This is a genomic window from Streptosporangium sp. NPDC049078, assembly GCF_040648855.1.
Taxonomy (GTDB): Bacteria; Actinomycetota; Actinomycetes; order Streptosporangiales; family Streptosporangiaceae; genus Streptosporangium.
Window position 1 is genome coordinate 334,397 of record NZ_JBEZEL010000004.1, and the last position, 16,988, is coordinate 351,384.

A 16,988-nucleotide genomic window follows, 5' to 3' on the forward strand; every position below is an offset into this window, starting at 1 on the left:
CAGGTCAGGTCAGGTCAGGTCAGGTCATCGCCACCGCGATCCGTCGCTCCCCTTCGTACGGTTCGCGTCCGTGGGCCGTCAGCATGTTGTCGATCATCAGCAGGTCGCCTTGCCGGTAGTCGAACCGTGTCGCTGCCTCACGATATTTCTCGCGGATGTGTGCGCATACCTCCGCTGGAATTTCCGCCCCGTCACCGTAGACGGTGTTATTGGGAAGGCCGGACCTTCCGAAAAGCTCCTCAAGGACTCCGATGACACGCTCGGGAAGGGTTGTCCAGTGGAAGAAGGCTATGTGGTTGAACCATAGTTCATCGCCGTTTTCTGGATGGCGATGAAGAGCCACTCGATCGGCTACGGTGCGGAGAGTCCCGTCGCTGTTCCAGTGCGTTTGTATGCCGTTGTTTCCGCAGTAGAGATCCACGGCTTCGCGGCTTGTGGTTCCAAATACCTCGCTCCACGGCAGGCCGATCTGTGGATGGTAATTTCGGATGTGCCGCCAGCCGCGCCTGCGGAACTCTTCGACGAGGTCGACGTCAAGCGACGCGGTGACCTGACGCACGTCGGCTAGTGGCGTTGCCCCGCCTGAAGTGGGCGGCCGCTGGCAGAAGAAGAAGAGCCTGCCCGGCCAGGTCGCCTGGTAAGAGTTTTCATTGTGGAAGAATATTTCCTCCTCCCGGGTGTACTCGGTCGACGTGTAGATTCCGGACTCGAGTTGCTTTCGCGGTGTGGAGCGCTCCGTATATGGCAACGGGTCGCCGCCCAGTGCCTGAACCGCCTTCGCGAAGTCGGCTGTGCTTTCGAGGGGAAATCCTCGGAACAGGACACGGCCCGCTGACATCAGCCGCTCGTTGATATACCGGGACTGCTCGTCATTCAGCCTGGCGGTCAGGTCACCGTTCAGGTCGGCTGGCGTGATCGGGGTGTCCGGCATCTTTCCTGTCACTCCCATGACGCGCTCGACTTTCCACGTTCTGTGACGTTGATCTGTGTGTTGATCCGAATGAAACGCGGCAGCGCATAGGACGGAAATGTCTGGCGCAGGTGCGCGAGAAGATCGCTTTGGGTCGTCCCGCCGTCCCGAGTCACCACGGCCGAGTGGAGGCCGTGCACCTCGTCCGCCTGGACGGCGGCGCTCACCACCCCTGGAAAGGCATTGAGGCAAGACTCAAGAGCGGCCAGGTTGATCCGAAAGCCGGCGACCTTCGCCTCCCGTCCCAGCCGGCCGACGTAGGTGTAGGTTCCGTCGTGGTCGCGCCGCACGCGATCTCCGCTGTGGTAGCTGCGCTTGCCGGCGGAACCGGGGAAAGGTCGCAACTGCCCGCGGCCATCCGCGGCGTCGTCCGAGTTCGAGGCGGTGAGGTAACCAGTCGCCACCTGCACCCCGGCGATTACCAGCTCACCCTCCTCAAGCTCGTCTCCGGCCTGGGGCGGCTGTCCCTCGATACTCAACTCCACACCTGGCGGGGCGGTCCCGATCGGAATCTCGTGACCGGTGAAGCCGGCCGGCACGGTGTAGCGGCAGCAGCCCACAGTCGCCTCGGAAGGGCCGTACTCGTTGACCACCAGCGTGTCGGGGAGGCTGTGCCGCCAGCGGGCAATACTTTGCCCGTAGAGGGCCTCACCTCCGACAACCAGGAGTGGCATCGAGCACCGGGCTCCACTCGCCTCCAGCAGCTCACACAGCATGTTGACCTGGCTTGGCGTCATCTTGACGAAACTGGAGCCCTGGAGGATGCCGGGGTCGGTGGCGACCTGAAGCGGCCAACGCAAGGGATCGAGAACCTGTACCCGTCTGCCGTTCAGGAGCGGTCCGAGGAGGCTGGTGATCGTCAGGTCGAAGCCCAGCGAGGTAAACAGCGGTGCCCCCCATCCTCGGGTGCAGTCGTACTCGCGCATCGACCAGTCGAGGTAGGCCCGCACGGCCGGCTCGGGTACGACGACTCCCTTTGGATCGCCGCTGGTGCCTGAGGTGAAGATCACGTACACGGTGTCCTGCGGGACGGTTGGTATGAGGCGGTTGGCGCCTGGATCATTGGCCACGTCCCCGGGGCTGAGCCAGACGACGCCGTCGGTCGTCCCGCCGGCGTCCCCGAGGATGAAGGCGGCACCGCACAGACGGGCGATCCTGGCGGCAGTGCGTGGCGGCACGCGGAGATCGATCGGAGCAAAGGCGGCTCCGGTCATCAGGATGGCCACGATCTGGACGAGGGCGGTCGTGCTCGGGGCCGCCTGGATAGGCACGATCGCCCCGGGTCCGGCCCCGCGGCGGCGCAAATGGATGGCGACCTCGCGTGCGTGCGAGAGTAGCTGCGCATGGGTGGTGACCGCGCCCTGCTCGATGACCGCGGCGGCGGTGGAACCGGTCAGTTCGCCGACAAGGCTGTGCGCGCGCGTGGTCACGGCCTTGCCAATTCTGCGCAGTCGACGAGGTCGCCGACGGCGACCAGCAAACGACGCACGCCCGTATAGGGGTTACGAGCGTGGCTGCGGCGCAGGTTGTCGACGACTATCGTGCGGTCCGCCTTCCAGGGCACGACTTCCTCCAGGTCGGAGCAGATTTCTACAAGTTCGTCGATGACGGCGTCGGGGATCGGCCTGCCGTCCCCGCGTCGGCACCCTTTGGGAAACTCGTGAGGCTCGTAAAGCAGACTGAGCGAATCGTGAATATCCTCGTCCAGTGCCCGAGGATGCCAATGCAGGATTTGCGCTGTCAGCGAGGGTCGGCCGGTGGCCGGGTCGAGGATGACAGCCGGCCGCCGCTGCTCGGTGGTAAGGATGCCGCCGCGCTCATCCCACCTCCAGGTGGCGCCCTCCCGTTCGCAGGCGCGCTCGACAACGGTTGGATCAGTGGTGCGGTAGACCTTGCGCCAGTCGAGCCCGAGGTCCATCCCCAGTCGGCGAACGTAGGTGACGCCGGTGGCGAGGACGTCCTTGGCCGAGCTGCTAAGCCGCTCGTAGACGGCCGTCATGTCCGCAGTCGGTGTCTGCCCACCGTCCCCGATCTCCTGGCAGCCGAAGATGATTCGCCTGGGCCACATGCGCGCAAACGTGTTCTCGTTGTGCCACAGCAGCTTCCTGGTCCGTGAGTAGGGGGTCGGACTGTTGATCGTGCCCGTGGGGTCATCGTCGATGCTGTTGTGCTCCGGGTTGTCTTTGGCGAGCGGCCCGCAAGCCGCGGCGGCGAGTCGCTGGAAAGTCGCTACGTCCTGGCACAACCCATCGCCGTCGATGACGACCGCACCGTTACGGCGAAGGTGCTCCGCAACCGCCGTGGAGTTGGCGAGCCACCACACTTCCGGTGGGCCGTCGAGCCTAAGGTGCTGCATCGGGGGCCGCCCTTTCACCGTATGCCGCTGCCGAGATCAGGTGCCGGCGTGCCAGCTGCGCCAAACGAGCGATACCGGTGCTGTCAGCGGTGCCGCGTCGTGCGGTCACCGTCACTTCAAGGCTGGTATCGGTGACCGTCACGCCTACTGACAGCTGGTTACGTGCCACCGGCAAGCGGATGTCGACGGGCCGCAGGTGACGCAGACGACGCCGATGCCGGCTGTCACGGAAATAGAACTTGCAGGGGTGACCGCCGTGGCCGGCGGCTTCGCTGACCGGGCGGATCTCCTGCCGCATGGCGGCGGCCAGCCGGCGCATCACAGCCGTGTGGACGGCGTCGGCCGCGGCCGGACCGGACGTGCCGCGGTCGACGGTGGCGATTTCCAGTTGAGACAGGTGGAATCCCATCGTGTCCTGGGACGTACCGGCCAGCGGGCGGAGGTCCACGTCGATGTACGCCATGACCGTCGCCGGCTCCGACCAAGCCGCTGCGGCAGCCGCCAGGTGCCCGACGGTCCAGGCGAACGGGGTGACTCCGGCCCTCCGCGCCGCGGCCGCAAGTTGCTCCCAGACACGGTCGCCATTCGAGATCGCCAGGTGCCGCTGCAGGTCGGTCACGAGCGGGGCATGGTCTCGCGTGGCAATGCGGTGCACGGAAGGACCGCAGCCGGGATGGTGATGTCCCGCGTCGCCTGCCCCGGGTCCGGTAAGCCGGCGGTCGACCTCGGTCCAGAAGATCTCCTCGGAATGTGCGTCCCAGACGATGTGGTGGGCCAGAACGAACAGCCGCGTGGCGTTTCCCCTGCGATCGGCCTGTGCGGCCAGGTGGATCAGCGGCCCGGTCGCGAGGGGGGTCGGCAGCCCTGCCAGGTGGGAGACGACGTCCGTGCGCCGCCATTCCGCCGGGAACACAAGGACCTCCGCGGGCAGCGAAGCCGCAGGCGACTCGAGAAACTTGTGAAGTATGCCTTGCTCGTCGACCGCGAACCGTGCCAGCGCCTCGGGATGGCAGGCCAGGGCGGCGGTCATGGCGCCGGCCGCGTCGCGAAGGCTCACCTGCGACCCGGGGCATGGCTCCGCGGCCGCCAGGCACAGGTAACGCCCTCGCAGTTCGGCCGCCTGCTCCTGATACCACAGGCCGAACTCGGCCGCGGTGGCAGGCAGAACCATCGCCATCTCAGCGTCGCCTGGCTGCGATAACGCAACGCGTTATGGTAGCCAGCTGCGGAGCCTCAAAGACCTCGAGCATCGGCAGCGTGACATCGCACGCGGCTTCAACCGATCGCACCAGCCGGATGAAGGTGAAGGAGTCGGCGCCGCTTTCGAAGAGGTCGTCGTGCGGGGCCGGCTTCATCGCGGACTCCGGCGCGATATCACGCCAGCAGGCTTCAACCTCTTCCAGGACCCGCGGGTAATCCATTGGCCTCATCGACCCGCCTCTTCTCGAGCACCGGCTACGGCGGTCTGTTCCGCGACAAGGTCGCCGGCCAGGTCGTGCCGGAGGAATTGGCGGGTTTGCTCGATGTCGCCGGCCAAGACGCGGTCGTCCTTGAGCCGGGGCACTCGTGTGCGGTAACGCTCGTGTGCGCCGCGGACCGCGGGGGAAAGGACCAGCCCGGCTTTGAGATCGGCGGCCTGGCATGCGGTCATCAACTCGATGGCCAGCACGTTCTCCAGGTTGTCCACGATCTGCCGCAGCTTCAGCACGGAGGTGCCACCCATGCTCACGTGATCTTCCTGCAGTTGGCAGGTTGGAATCGAGTCGACGCTGCCGGGGTGCGCCAGGGTCTTGGCTTCGCTTACCAGCGCCGCAGCGGAGTACTGGCTGATCATGAGCCCGGAGTTGACGCCGGGATCCTCGGTGAGGAAGTCCGGGAGACCGCGGCGTCCGGACAGTAGCTGGTAGGTCCGGCGCTCGGAGATGGCGGCAAGCTCGGTGGCGACGATGCCGAGCATGTCCGCGGCCATGGCGACCGACTCGCCGTGCAGGTTGCCGCCCATGAGCACCAGGTCGTCATCCACGAAGAACAGCGGGTTGTCGGCGGTCGTGTTGATCTCGTTGAGGATCGAGTTCTGGGCGTATGCGATGTGCTCGCGCACGGCCCCGTGGACCTGAGGAGTGCATCGGAACGAGTAGGGGTCTTGCATCGACGGTGCAGCGGAGTCCAAGGCTGCGTGGTTTCCGCCGCGGGTGTAGTGGGAGAGGTTCTTGGCGACCACCGCCCGCCACCGGTTCCCCGAATCGCGGTGGTATCGCTCGTGGAAGAACCTGTCGGCGCAACTGAATGCCTGGGTGCTGATCGCCGCGATCAGGTCGGCCGAGCGCGCGAGCTCAAGGAGGCGCCGCAGTTCGATCACCGCGACGGCCGAGATGTACTGGGTCCCGTTGGTCAGCGCGAGACCGTCCTTGGGACCGAGCTCTACCCGGCCGAGGCCCAGCTGCTCCTCGACGTCCCTGGTGTCGCACACCTGGCCGTCCAGGATGATCTGGCCGAGGCCCAGGAGGGGAAGCGCCAGGTGGGACAGAGGTGCGAGGTCTCCGCTCGCACCGACGGTGCCGCGCTCGGGTACCACGGGGTGGATGCCGTTGTTGAGCATCCGCAGCAGGCTTTCCGCGACCTCCAGCGACACGCCGGTGTAGCCGCCGCGGAAGGTCAGCAGCTTGATCAGAAGCATCATCCGGACGACTTCAACGGGAGCACCGAGCCCGATGCCGCATGCGTGGGAAAGGATGTGGCGACGCTGGAGTTCCGCCTCTTCACCGGGCCGGACGCGGACGTTGGCCAGCGCGCCGAAGCCGGAGTTGACGCCGTACAGCAACTCGGGTCTCGCGGCGAGCGAATCGACCCACTTGGACGAACGCCTGATCGCCTCGGTGACCTCATCCGCCAGGACCACTGTGTTGCCGGGATCGATCCCGGCCATCAGCTGCTCGAGTTCCCAGCGTTCATCGGGTCGAATCACGACGTTGGCCATCGCCGAACCTCCTCATTGAGAACTGTTTTGTCATGGTGGTGAGAGTGGCGTCGGCCTCAGCACACAGTGCACGTGCCATTTCACCGTCGGAGCGGCCCGTGACGACGCAGGTGATGTCCTCGGCCAGTGCGTCGGCCCGGAAGTAGCACGCGAGGGCATGGCGCGGGGGCGAGCCGATGAGCTGCGTAGCCGAACTCGCCACGCCGTCGATCTCGACAGCCGGCGCAGGCACGTGATCCTCCAGGACGACGACGACGTCGCCGACGGGTGCCCACCCTTGTCCCGGCCGTACGCTGCCGAATCCCGGGACCAGCGCGGCGAAGTCGACAGCCGCCAACAGGTCGCGGTTAACCGCTTCGATGACGCGGGTGGTGTCCTGACCGGCGGCATCGACCAGCAGGGGCACGTCGACCACGTAATTGCCGATCGAGCGGACCTCATCCGGAGTCCGCGTTGAGACCGGTGTCTCGACAACAACCTGGTCCCGGTCCAGCACCCGGCCGACCGCCCTGGCGATCAACGTGATGAGGACAGCCGCCCGGCTCACTGACAGGCGGTCCGCGAGTTCCCTGATCGGCTGCGTCGGCAGCCGCCAATCGACCACCGACGCTCCCGCGGCGGCATCGTTCGGGCGCAGCCGCTCGTCGTAAGGCTGAGCCTTCAGCCCACGCCTGACCGTGGACCAGTGCCCTGCCGCAGACTGGACGAGACGGGCATCCGGTCTTGCCGGGGGCAGCACGCACAGCGAAGACAGCGATGTCCGGCGTTCCGGTGTGCCAAGGCGGTGCTGCAGCTCCGCTACGAGCAGTCCCATGCTCACTCCGTCGCATACCAGGTGGTGGGCGATCAGATAGACGCCCACCGGTGCGGGCTCCGTGCTCGAGCGGACCAATATGGCCCGGACCAGCTGATCCGCCCCGACGTCAAACGGCTGGTACGCACTGCTGTCCACCTCCGGTTGGGGGAAGGTGTCGGCGGATGCGGAGATCTGGAGTACGTCGACCCGCGCAACACCTGCTGCGTGCAAAACCCGTCGCGGGCGATCGCGGCCCAGGACGTACCGGACTCTCAGCTGGGCTACGTCCTTGAGCAAGTCCGACAGCGCTTGCCGGAGGCGCTGCTCGGTGATGGCCGCATGCGTGGTGAATCCCCCGACGACGTTCAGTGCACCGTCGCCGGGAAACATCTGACTCCACACCCAGATCGGCCGTTCAGTGGAGGTCAGCTCCTCACCGAGGGTTACTGGGGCAGCGGTCGATACGGATCGCGGAGTCTGACGGCGGTTGCGGTCCACCACGCCGGCGAGCCCGGCGACCGTGGGGTGGGCCAGGTAGTCACGAATCGTCAGCCTGACTCCCAGGTCGCGCTCCAGGTGAGCGCTCAGCTCGAGCGCCAGGAGGGAGTGTCCGCCGCTGGCGAAAAAGTCAGTCGAGCCGGTTATGGCCACATCGGGCAGTACCCGCTCGAACGCTGCGGCGACCGCCTTCAGCGTCGTCTCATCCGCCGTCACCTCCACCTGTTCGTCGCCCGAGTCGGCTACCTTGAGCGACCGGTAGTCGACCTTCCCGGAATGCAGGCGCGGCAGGTATGTACAGATCACCACCCGGTCGGGCAGAAGGCGGACCTCCACCGTCTCGGTGATCTGCGTCAGGACCGCGGCACGATCGAGGCGGCTGTCGGACGGCACGATCCAGACGTGGATCATCACCTGCCCGTCTGCCTCGTCGGCTCGAGCGGCCGCCTGCCCCACGGCCGGAAGCGCGTGGAGCACCGCCTCCACCTGGTCGAGATTGATCCGTACACCGCGTCGTTTCACGGTTCGATCGCGCCGTCCCGACAACCGCAGACGACCACGGTGGTCCAGATAGCCGAGATCCCCTGTCCGGAAGACCGGGACGCCATTGGGTGCCGGGAAAGCCACAAGCGAGCCGGCCTGCTCCGATCCGTATCCGCGACATAGGTGCTCGGACTCCACCACGATCTCGCCGGGGTGTTGCGCTGAGGATCCGGATCGGCCGTCCAACGGCTCGATGGACAGTGTCCGTCCTGCGATCGCTTTACCAACCGGAATGTCGCCCGAGTCGGCGTCCTCCGGGGTGATCTGGTGCCAGGTCAGCAGAATGCACTCCGAAGGGCCGTATTCATTGTGCAGTCCGACCTTGGCCCCGCAGCGCTCCGCGGCGTCGAAGACCTGCCTTGCCACTTGCGGGTCGAACCACTCGCCGCTGCACATCACCTCCGTCAGGTGCGGCGGCCACGACGCCCCGGGCCGCACCGCAGCGGACGCCACCCGCCTCAGAATCGACGGGGTGGTCTCAAAATGGGTGATGCGCGCCTCCCTCAGCCACTGAAGCACCGCGTCCCCGTCATTGCGTATGGACATCGGCGCGACAACGCCCGCCGCGCCACTGGCCAGGGCCGAGATCAGTTGGCAGTAGAGGGCGTCGTAGGTGGGGGCCGCCCACAGCGCCAGGCGGTGGCCCGGCGCGAGGCCATATCTGGCGTTGAACTCCGCGCAGTAGGACTCGATCGCCGCACGACTCATCTCGATCAGCTTCGGGTCCGCTGTCGTGCCAGAAGTCCGAACACAGTATGCCGCTGCCTGCGGTGTCCGCACCGCCATGCGTTCGCTGTGCTTGAGCACAGCCTGGTCATCCCATTGCCGGGCGGCTTTGCTCAGGTCCCGCCCGGTAACGGTGACCGGTTCATCCATCAGGTTCGCAGGCGTGGTTTCGGCGGATGGGCCGGTCAGGAGGACCACGTCGGCGGCGAACTGATCGATGAGCCGCCGCCGCACGGCGTTGCTTTCCTGGTCGTCGACGACCATGAAGGTCCGCCCCGCCCAGAGACATGCCGTGATCGACGCGCTGACCTCGATCGACGCCGTACCGACGATGGCGACCCGTTCCGCGTGCCGTTGACCGAAGAACTCATCGCATGCGCAGGCAAGGGCACCGAGGTCGGCGTAAGACAAGACATCGCCCGTGCTGTCCACCAAGGCTGTCTCGGCAGCTCCACGACGGATCCGCTCATCCAAGACCGCGGCTAGCGCTGCCCGTCTGTCCGGACCAGAGCTGATCATGATGGCTTCCCCCCGGTCACTCGGCGTTCGCCATCGTCGCCACGAATTCATTCATGCTGGCCGCAGACATCAGGTCGTTCAGTGAAACGTTGTATCCCGCCTCCCGCAGCCCTCCCAGCAGGGAAAGAATTCCCAGCGAGTCGAGACCGAGCCCGAATACGTCTACCGTCATGTCCGTCAGCTCGCGACCAGTCACTTCGCGGAACTCTTGTTCAAGAACCTTGCGCGCCCGCATCGTCAGCGTCCTTTGTCGAGTAACGCGAATTAGTCATGTCGCCGCGATCACGGCTCATCGGTTCTTCCCTGCGCTCCGCGTGCCTGAAGCCGGCGTGTCGACAGTCCAGTGCATCCGTCACCGTACTTGTCTGTTGCCTGATGATCTCGGGAAAGCCGGCCATCAGTCGATGCAGTGCCGAACGGTCGTTGTTCTGCTTTGCACCGAATACCGCCACGGGCAGAGCAGAATAAAATCGAAGTACCGCACTGTATCGCTCGCTGATATGACGTTGCCACAGATCGTCCCCGAGCAGCAACTGCAACCGCTCGGACATCAATTTGCTGTGCTCGAACAGCGCCCGCGGGGCATGGAGATCGAGCCCCGCATCTTCTTCGGGCGGCGTGTCCAGGAGCTCGTCCCGGTACGCTTCAAGCGCCGCCACGCCGTACAGGCGACCATCCGGCATGACCAGGCCCTGGGTAGCCCGCCCCGGATTCCCAGAAGCGAGAAAAAGCTCGAGCTCGGCAACCACAAACCGCGGGTCGAATCGGTAGGATGCCATTGCGTTGAATTTGAAGAGAATGAATGATCGCGTCCACGGCTGGTCCGCGTTCGCGCAGGATTCGTAAGCGGCGTCAAGCTCCGCCCATGAAACACGGGTGGTTTCAAATCGAATCAACTCGTCGTAACCCAGTAGATGCGCGATCCCTGCATCACTGTCTGATCCATGGACAAGAACGTCGTGATGAAAAGAACTCTCCCCGTACGTCGGTCGTCTCGGGATGAAGAACTCATCGACAAACGCGTAGACATACCAGCCGTCGAGAAGCTGTGCATGCACGAACTCGGCGAAGCTGTGGCCGATCCACCTTCGCATCCACTCACGGTCTGCCTTGATAGTGTGCAGATACGGATTGGCCGCGAAATCATAAGAATAGAAGCACAGCGACGGGGACTCTATCGGGTGTTCGTCATAGGCCAGGTGTATGAAGTTCGAGAGAATCCAGTCACGGTTCTTGGGGGCATGCGCCTCGATGATGGAGACCGGGTACGCATACGGCTGGTACGCCCGGACGCTGGGATTCGTCGTCACCGGCAAAATTGTGCGGTGACGCCGCAAATCCTCGACGTGTTCCGCCTCTACCCTGTTCACCGATACTGTCCGACTACCCATGCGCGCTCGGCCGGCCCTTGAATTCGGCTGACGGCAAGCGCGTCGGACACGTACTCGAGCGGGGTGACGATTTCATCTCGGACCGCCTCTTCCCATGCGGTCGTCGGGCCGATTCCCCACTTGAACCAGGGAATCATGTCATCGACCACGAGCGTGGCGCCTGGCTTGGCCAGCCGTCGAGCGTTCGCGATGTCCGCCTTCGCACACGAGTACTCGTGGCCTCCGTCGATGAAGACGAGATCGAAACCATCCATCGGGTCGGCTACCTGGAAGGCCGGAACCGTTTGCGTGGAATCTCCGTAGATCAGGCGATGGCGACCCGGGTAACGAGAGTCGATGAACTCCTTTGCCGACTTGACGTGGGTCTCGGTGTTGATTTCAAAGGATGTGACCTTCGCCTGGGGAGAGCTTTCGAGGAAGGCGATGCTCGAGAAGCCGATATTGAAACCTATCTCGGCTATGGAAATGGCCTTCCGGGCACGCGCCAGATACATGAGATACAGGACCTGGGACAGGCAGCTAATTCCTTCGCCCAATGCGCTTCCGTGCCCTTGTGCATGCCGGAATATGTCCTCCATGAGCGAGTTAATACGTGATCGATCGCTGATTCCCGAGTCAGGGAATAGGGCAGACTTGAGTCCCGTTGGAGGCATCGACATGTCCATACGGCAATGTTGGCTTTTTAAAGCTTCCGCTGTCAACACCTCGGTGCTGCCGGCGCTGAGGAAACTTCAGAAGAGCCGTCATAGCAAGAATCCCTACCGAGGTACCCCCGGTAGGGATGGAGTGATTTATTTGCGCAGCGTCACTCGGAAATCGATCATCCGGAAGCGGACATATTACTACCGTCGCCGATCTTGGCGGTCCTTCGCTTACCGGTATTGTCCAACTGCCCACGCGCGCTCGGTCGGTCCCTGAAGCCGACTGACGGCAAGCGCGTCGGACACGTACTCGAGCGGGGTGACGATTTCATCTCGGACCGCCTCTTCCCATGCGGTCGTCGGGCCGATTCCCCACTTGAACCAGGGAGTCATGCCATCGACCACGAGCGTGGCGCCTGGCTTGGCCAGCCGTCGAGCGTTCGCGATGTCCGCCTTCACGCACGAGTACTCGTCGCCTCCGTCGAAGAAGACGAGATCGAAACCATCCATCGGGTCGGCTATCTGGAAGGCCGGAACCGTTTGCGTGGAATCTCCGTAGATCAGGCGATGGCGACCCGGGTAACGAGAGTCGATGAACTCCTTTGCCGAGCCGGCGTAGGTCTCGGTGTTGATTTCAAAGGATGTGACCTTCGCCTGGGGAGAGCTTTCGAGGAAGGCGATGCTCGAGAAGCCGATGCTAAAACCTATCTCGGCTATGGAAATGGCCTTCCGGGCACGCGCCAGATACATGAGATACAGGACCTGGGACAGGCAGCTAACCCGGTCGTCCAATACATTTGCGCGCCCTTGCACATGCCGGAACATGTCCTCCATGAGCGATTGAATACGTGATTGATCGCTGATTCCCGAGTCGGAGAACAGGGCAGACTTGAGTCCCGTTGGAGGCATCGACATGTCCATGTCGAAATGTTGGCCTCCGGAATCTACCGCTGTCAACGCTTTGGTGATGCCAGCGCCGAGGCAGCCTCAGAAGAGCCTTCCCTCGTGACAGCAGGTCGGCTTCCGAGGTAGCGGAACGTCGCGGCATGTTTGTTGTCCTGCCCGGCAGGACAACAAATTCGCAGTTTCCGGTTGACAGCTCCCTGGCTGACTCTCGGGCAGAGGCGGGGGCGTCTTGGTCACTTCGCGGGTGTGGCCTATGCCGCCTGGCTGGTGCTGGTCGGCTGCCGGCGTTCGTCGAGCAGTGCGGTGACGGCGATCAGGCCTGCCAGCGCGATGAAGGATCCCAGGCCGATGACCCAGCGCGGGCCGAACCATTCCGCCAGCACGCCGCTTGCGAGCATGGTGACGAGCGACACCCCGGCGTAGATGGCGCCGGTCGTACCCACGATCCGGCCGCGCAGCGAGCGCGGCGTGCTGAGCAGCAGCCAGGTCTGCCCGCCCACCCAGGAGATGGTGAAGGGCAGCCCGGACACGACGAAGGCGATCAGCGCCAGCGGCAGCGACGGCCAGATCGCCAGCACCAGGATCGCGCCATTGGAGATCGCGGCGCCGAGCAGGACAGGAAGCCGGTACCCCAGTCGGCGGACCACCGTGCCGATCACCGGGCCCGCGATCACGGCCGAGACCGCGAACGCGCTGTTGACCAGGCCCATCTGCCCGGACGTGGCGCCGATCACGCCCAGCATCAGCACTGGAAACAGGGAAGACAGCGGCCCCTCCTTGATCGCGTCAAGGACTTGCAGGAGTACCAGGCCCCGGACGCGACGGCTGCGTCGAAGCATCGCCAGATACCCGTCGCCGCAGCCTTCTTCGCCTTCCTCCACCGTGCCGCCGGCGGTCGGCGTCTTCCGCCCGGAGCCCCGCAGGAGCAGGCTGAGCAGTGCGGACAGCAGCATCAGCGTCGTCACCCCGATGGCCGTCCAGCGGAATCCGGCCCATCCCATGACGAACCCACCGAGCGCCGGCCCAACCAGCCTGGTGGCATTGGAGGCGAACGAATTCAGGCCGTTGGCCTCGGCCAGGTCCTCGGCGGTGACGTAGTCGGCAATGAGCACCTGCTCGGCGGGAATGTAGAGCTGCTGCAGGACCGCTTGGGCGAACACCGCGGAGACGAGGCCAAGCGGCGAGTCGGCGAGTGCGAAGACGGCCACCAGCACCAGCACCCGCAGGAAGAGCGCGATCCGTATGATCCGCAGGGGGTTGCCCCAGCGGTCCGCGACACTCCCGGCCAGGTGCCCGAAGGCCAACCCGGCCACGGTCGGGACCGCCGCGAGCACGGCTGTCCAGATCGGCGATTGGGTGAGCTGGTAGATATGGACGCTCAAGGCGATGCCCACGCCCGATCCCACCAGCGACGAGACCAGGTTGACGACCAGCAACGTCCCGAGGTTCGGATTCCTCATCAAGAACCCGATCGGTTTGACCCCCTTGTTGACGCTCACCTGGCCGCTCCTTTCGGAAGCATGACCACATCAGCCATACGCGAAGACATAATCGTACGTCAGTTCATGATGTCAAGGTGTGTCTCTAGCTTATTGACGATTACAGATGCCTGCGCTAGAAATAGCCAAAGGCGATGGTCGAACCATCAATTCTTGCACGCCGTGAGCGTGTGTGGAGAAGTGGTATGTCAGTCATCAAACTTACACCGCGATCTTCAGTACCCGTACATTTCTCGGCCGAGACCACCCGGCAAGGACCACTGACTATAGGTCAGCTCAACATTCTGAAGTGGATTGATGATTCCAGTTCGGTAGAGGGGCGTCCGTATCCTGTCGTAACGTGTGCTATCAGCCTGAGTGGAACGGCGAGTGTGGAGGATGTCACTGAAAGCCTTGCCATCCTGATCGCCCGCCATGAAGTGCTACGGACGTCCTTCGCCACCGGACCGCAGCCATGTCAGCGTGTTTCCTCCGTTGGCACATTGATGGTTGACATCTATTCGCTGGAAGGCGGCCGAGCCAATCGGGTTGACGTTGAAGCCGAGCTCGCCAGGCACCTGGAGATCACAGCCCCAAGACAGCCTGATGGGCAGCGGCTGGCCGGCCAACAGTTGCGAGTCGCCCTGGCCATGAGCGCTGAAGTGGTGTACGCAGGCTTCCTTGAGTTATCTCACATGGCTGTGGACAGGGCAGCCTTGCGAATCCTTGAGCATGAGCTGGCTGAACTGATAAGCGATTCTGCCGCTCGAGTCATAGGACCGCCCCGTCATCAGCCTTTGGATCAGGCGGAACTCGAGCGCTCGGAGCGTGAATGTCAGAAACGTCGCAGAGCGCTGGAATACTGGAGCAGCAATCTTGCCGTAATGCCCTCGCCTCTCTACCTGACGCCTTCCGCGGGGTCCGAGCTCACGGAGGCGGACGCTGACGACACGGTGGGCGTCTACATGTCATCACCAGCCGCTGCACTAGCCGTGCAGTGCGTGAGCGCACGCACGCGAACCAGCCGGTCCAGCTGCCTGCTCGCCGCGTTGTGCGCCGTGCTCTCAGTGCGTACCGGCTATCGCGAGATAGTCTTTCCCGTGATGCCCTCAAACCGCTTTGAGCGCCACCTTTACGACTACGTCGGTACGCTTGCTCAAACAGGCATCGCCGCTATCGATGTCGGCTCTGCGAGCTTCGATGAATTGGTAAGGCAGGCATGGCGTGGCATGCTGGAAGGTTGCATGCACAGCGTTTACGATGTCTATGAGCTCGAAAAAATCCATAACCGGATATCGCATGACCGCGGCGTCTATTTCTATTTCGAGGCCATCTACAACTGTAGTGTCATCGAAAGCGGTATACCAATGAATGAACGCGCACCATCGCCCGAGCACATGACCGCCATGCTGAGCCGGACTCAACTGCGCCATTACCCTATGCCGTACCGTCTGGGAACACCCGTCCGATTCGATGTTTCCAGGCTGGAAGGCGAGGTGGAACTCTGTGGCTGGAGTTCCGACATTGGCCGAGTGCCGGTGGAACACCTGATATCGTTGCTGCAGGCCATTGAGCGCCTCCTGGTAGCGGCAGCCGGCGGTAACCTCGATCACGAGGATATAATCGATGTCCTTCAGATGGAGCCAGTCCGCCGGGACTCGAACTGGGTAAAGGCCGATGTCCAGTGGGTTGAGCTGACTGAAATCCAGAGACTTCTCGATGACGCGTTCGCACCGGCCAAGGCGCGGATTTTTTCACAGGTAGCCGGCGAACCGCTTGTGGCGTATGTCGAGGCTTCCGATTCCGTCCGTACGCCGGAACAAGCTCACGCACGGTGCATGGCCATGCTGTCCGCACACCCGTCAGCGATGACGCCGCGCTATTACGTTATATGCGAGGCGGTTTCGGTTGACGTTGACGACCCCATCGGTTGGCCGGCAGGGACAAGTGCAGGGACGGGAAGGGGCGCGGGCATCTCCCCGCTGAGCACAGCGAGCAGGGCTGACGCCGGCAGCGGGCCGAGCCTGTAGCGGCGTCCCCGGTGGCTGCGTGGGTCGGGCATGGAATCGGGGACCTCGGCCGGCGTATGCAGGTCAGCGGCTGGGTCGGTGAGGGCGACGTGCTCCAGGTGGCGGGAGGGCACATCGATCGGGGATGATGGCACGCGAACGCGGCCCCTGTTCTTGATCGACTGGCTTAGACAGCCGACGATCATCAGGGGTCGCGTTTGTCATCTCCGCACTGGGGCGCCCTTACTGGGTCACCCGCCCCAGGGACGCAGCGGTCTCACCGGCCGAGAACGTAACGGCCTTGGGAAGCTGTCGGGGGATAATGGCGCCAACCTTGCCTGTAGATTCCGATCCGAGACCATTCCAGGGCGCGATTGTAAGCGAATTTTCCCGTTTCAGGATGGACTTGTGTATCCTATCAAGCTGGTCGGATGGCTCCAGACCAAGTTCCTCTCCGAGGATGGCCCGGATTTCCTGGAATGATTCAAGGGCGTCTGCTTGCCGGGCTGACCTGTACAGAGCGAGCATGTGCAACGCTCTCAGCGGCTCGCGCAGTGGGTAAGATCTGACGAGCTCACTCAGCTCGGCTACGAGTTCGTGATGCCGATCGAGTTTGAGCTCAAGCTCGATACACTCTTCGGTGGCCCTGATTCGCTCCTCTTCAAGCCGAATCGCCATCGTTCTGACCACCCCGCTCTCGACGTCTGAGGCGACCGCCGTGCCGCGCCAAAGCGCGAGCGCGGCACGAAGCTCGGCTGCCGCATCCCTGATCTTCCCGGCAGCAGCCAGCTCCCGGCCGGAGTTGATCATCCGGCGGAATACAGCAGAGTCGAGCGACTCGGTGGGAATATGGATGGTATAGCCTACCAGGCTGGTGACGATCACATGATCGTCACCGAATTTCCGCAGCTGACGCCGCAAGGCAGATATGCAGGTCTGGATCTGGCCCTTGGCGGTGACGGGTGGATCCTCTCCCCATATCCCCTCAGTGATCCGGTTGAGCGATACGAGATTTCCTACCTGCATGAGCAGCATCGCTAATATGGTTCGCTGGCGGCCGTGCGGAAATTGTAGAGCAATTCGATCAAGTGAAACATCGAGCGAACCAAGGATCCTGAAATGCATAGCATGAAGCCTTTTCGACTTGATGGACACGAGGTGGAAAATTCCGCGTTTTG

14 protein-coding genes are annotated in these 16,988 nt (G+C 63.7%); 1 reads left to right on the plus strand and 13 read right to left on the minus strand.

All coding sequences use genetic code 11. The features are described 5' to 3' along the window. Positions 1-19: 19 nt before the first annotated feature. The 12 genes from AB0B90_RS08580 to AB0B90_RS08635 form a co-directional block, all read right to left on the minus strand. A complete protein-coding gene (locus AB0B90_RS08580) occupies positions 20-931 on the minus strand; it encodes a TauD/TfdA family dioxygenase (RefSeq protein ID WP_350948744.1) in 912 nt (303 codons plus the stop codon). An 8-nt stretch (positions 932-939) separates the two neighbouring features. Beyond that, positions 940-2,400: an AMP-binding protein gene (locus tag AB0B90_RS08585; protein ID WP_350948745.1), complete on the minus strand. Its 1,461-nt coding sequence runs from the start codon at positions 2,398-2,400 to the stop codon at positions 940-942. After that, positions 2,397-3,326: a TauD/TfdA family dioxygenase gene (locus AB0B90_RS08590; RefSeq protein ID WP_362921681.1), complete on the minus strand. Its 930-nt coding sequence runs from the start codon at positions 3,324-3,326 to the stop codon at positions 2,397-2,399. Before AB0B90_RS08590 ends, AB0B90_RS08585 begins: the two co-directional genes overlap by 4 nt. After that, positions 3,313-4,503 carry a hypothetical protein gene (locus AB0B90_RS08595; RefSeq protein WP_362921683.1) on the minus strand — a complete coding sequence of 397 codons (1,191 nt, stop codon included), beginning with the start codon at positions 4,501-4,503 and terminating at the stop codon, positions 3,313-3,315. Before AB0B90_RS08595 ends, AB0B90_RS08590 begins: the two co-directional genes overlap by 14 nt. Before the next feature lies 1 nt (position 4,504). Beyond that, positions 4,505-4,747, minus strand: coding sequence for an acyl carrier protein (locus tag AB0B90_RS08600; RefSeq protein ID WP_350948748.1), 243 nt, complete (start codon positions 4,745-4,747; stop codon positions 4,505-4,507). A 5-nt stretch (positions 4,748-4,752) separates the two neighbouring features. Next, positions 4,753-6,303: a histidine ammonia-lyase gene (locus AB0B90_RS08605; protein ID WP_362921685.1), complete on the minus strand. Its 1,551-nt coding sequence runs from the start codon at positions 6,301-6,303 to the stop codon at positions 4,753-4,755. Then, on the minus strand, positions 6,275-9,436 hold the full coding sequence (locus AB0B90_RS08610) for an AMP-binding protein (protein ID WP_362921687.1): 3,162 nt from the start codon (positions 9,434-9,436) through the stop codon (positions 6,275-6,277). Before AB0B90_RS08610 ends, AB0B90_RS08605 begins: the two co-directional genes overlap by 29 nt. Then, positions 9,402-9,620, minus strand: coding sequence for a phosphopantetheine-binding protein (locus tag AB0B90_RS08615; RefSeq protein ID WP_350948751.1), 219 nt, complete (start codon positions 9,618-9,620; stop codon positions 9,402-9,404). Before AB0B90_RS08615 ends, AB0B90_RS08610 begins: the two co-directional genes overlap by 35 nt. Further along, positions 9,598-10,695, minus strand: coding sequence for a hypothetical protein (locus AB0B90_RS08620; RefSeq protein ID WP_362921689.1), 1,098 nt, complete (start codon positions 10,693-10,695; stop codon positions 9,598-9,600). Before AB0B90_RS08620 ends, AB0B90_RS08615 begins: the two co-directional genes overlap by 23 nt. A 56-nt stretch (positions 10,696-10,751) precedes the next feature. Further along, entirely contained in the window at positions 10,752-11,354 is a 603-nt protein-coding gene (locus AB0B90_RS08625) for a class I SAM-dependent methyltransferase (protein ID WP_350948753.1), read from the minus strand. Between the two features lie 294 nt (positions 11,355-11,648). After that, a complete protein-coding gene (locus tag AB0B90_RS08630) occupies positions 11,649-12,338 on the minus strand; it encodes a class I SAM-dependent methyltransferase (protein ID WP_362921691.1) in 690 nt (229 codons plus the stop codon). Between the two features lie 236 nt (positions 12,339-12,574). Then, positions 12,575-13,822 (minus strand): MFS transporter, encoded by a 1,248-nt coding sequence (locus AB0B90_RS08635; protein WP_350948755.1) that lies wholly within the window; start codon positions 13,820-13,822, stop codon positions 12,575-12,577. A 185-nt stretch (positions 13,823-14,007) separates the two neighbouring features. Here AB0B90_RS08635 and AB0B90_RS08640 point away from each other — a divergent pair, with 185 nt between their 5' ends. Next, positions 14,008-15,831: a condensation domain-containing protein gene (locus AB0B90_RS08640; protein WP_350948756.1), complete on the plus strand. Its 1,824-nt coding sequence runs from the start codon at positions 14,008-14,010 to the stop codon at positions 15,829-15,831. Positions 15,832-16,053: 222 nt separating this feature from the next. Here the strand turns inward: AB0B90_RS08640 and AB0B90_RS08645 are convergent, their stop codons facing one another. Further along, positions 16,054-16,965, minus strand: coding sequence for an AfsR/SARP family transcriptional regulator (locus tag AB0B90_RS08645; RefSeq protein WP_362921693.1), 912 nt, complete (start codon positions 16,963-16,965; stop codon positions 16,054-16,056). Positions 16,966-16,988 lie beyond the last annotated feature (23 nt).

What these genes read in the sequence shown, in the direction of transcription:
- AB0B90_RS08580 (WP_350948744.1), bottom strand. Translation starts at nt 931, where the DNA reads ATGCCGGACACCCCGATCACGCCAGCCGACCTGAACGGTGACCTGACC.
- AB0B90_RS08590 (WP_362921681.1), bottom strand. Translation starts at nt 3,326, where the DNA reads ATGCAGCACCTTAGGCTCGACGGCCCACCGGAAGTGTGGTGGCTCGCC.
- AB0B90_RS08595 (WP_362921683.1), bottom strand. Translation starts at nt 4,503, where the DNA reads ATGGCGATGGTTCTGCCTGCCACCGCGGCCGAGTTCGGCCTGTGGTAT.
- AB0B90_RS08600 (WP_350948748.1), bottom strand. Translation starts at nt 4,747, where the DNA reads ATGGATTACCCGCGGGTCCTGGAAGAGGTTGAAGCCTGCTGGCGTGAT.
- AB0B90_RS08605 (WP_362921685.1), bottom strand. Translation starts at nt 6,303, where the DNA reads ATGGCCAACGTCGTGATTCGACCCGATGAACGCTGGGAACTCGAGCAG.
- AB0B90_RS08610 (WP_362921687.1), bottom strand. Translation starts at nt 9,436, where the DNA reads ATGAATTCGTGGCGACGATGGCGAACGCCGAGTGACCGGGGGGAAGCC.
- AB0B90_RS08615 (WP_350948751.1), bottom strand. Translation starts at nt 9,620, where the DNA reads ATGCGGGCGCGCAAGGTTCTTGAACAAGAGTTCCGCGAAGTGACTGGT.
- AB0B90_RS08625 (WP_350948753.1), bottom strand. Translation starts at nt 11,354, where the DNA reads ATGGAGGACATATTCCGGCATGCACAAGGGCACGGAAGCGCATTGGGC.
- AB0B90_RS08630 (WP_362921691.1), bottom strand. Translation starts at nt 12,338, where the DNA reads ATGGACATGTCGATGCCTCCAACGGGACTCAAGTCTGCCCTGTTCTCC.
- AB0B90_RS08640 (WP_350948756.1), top strand. Translation starts at nt 14,008, where the DNA reads ATGTCAGTCATCAAACTTACACCGCGATCTTCAGTACCCGTACATTTC.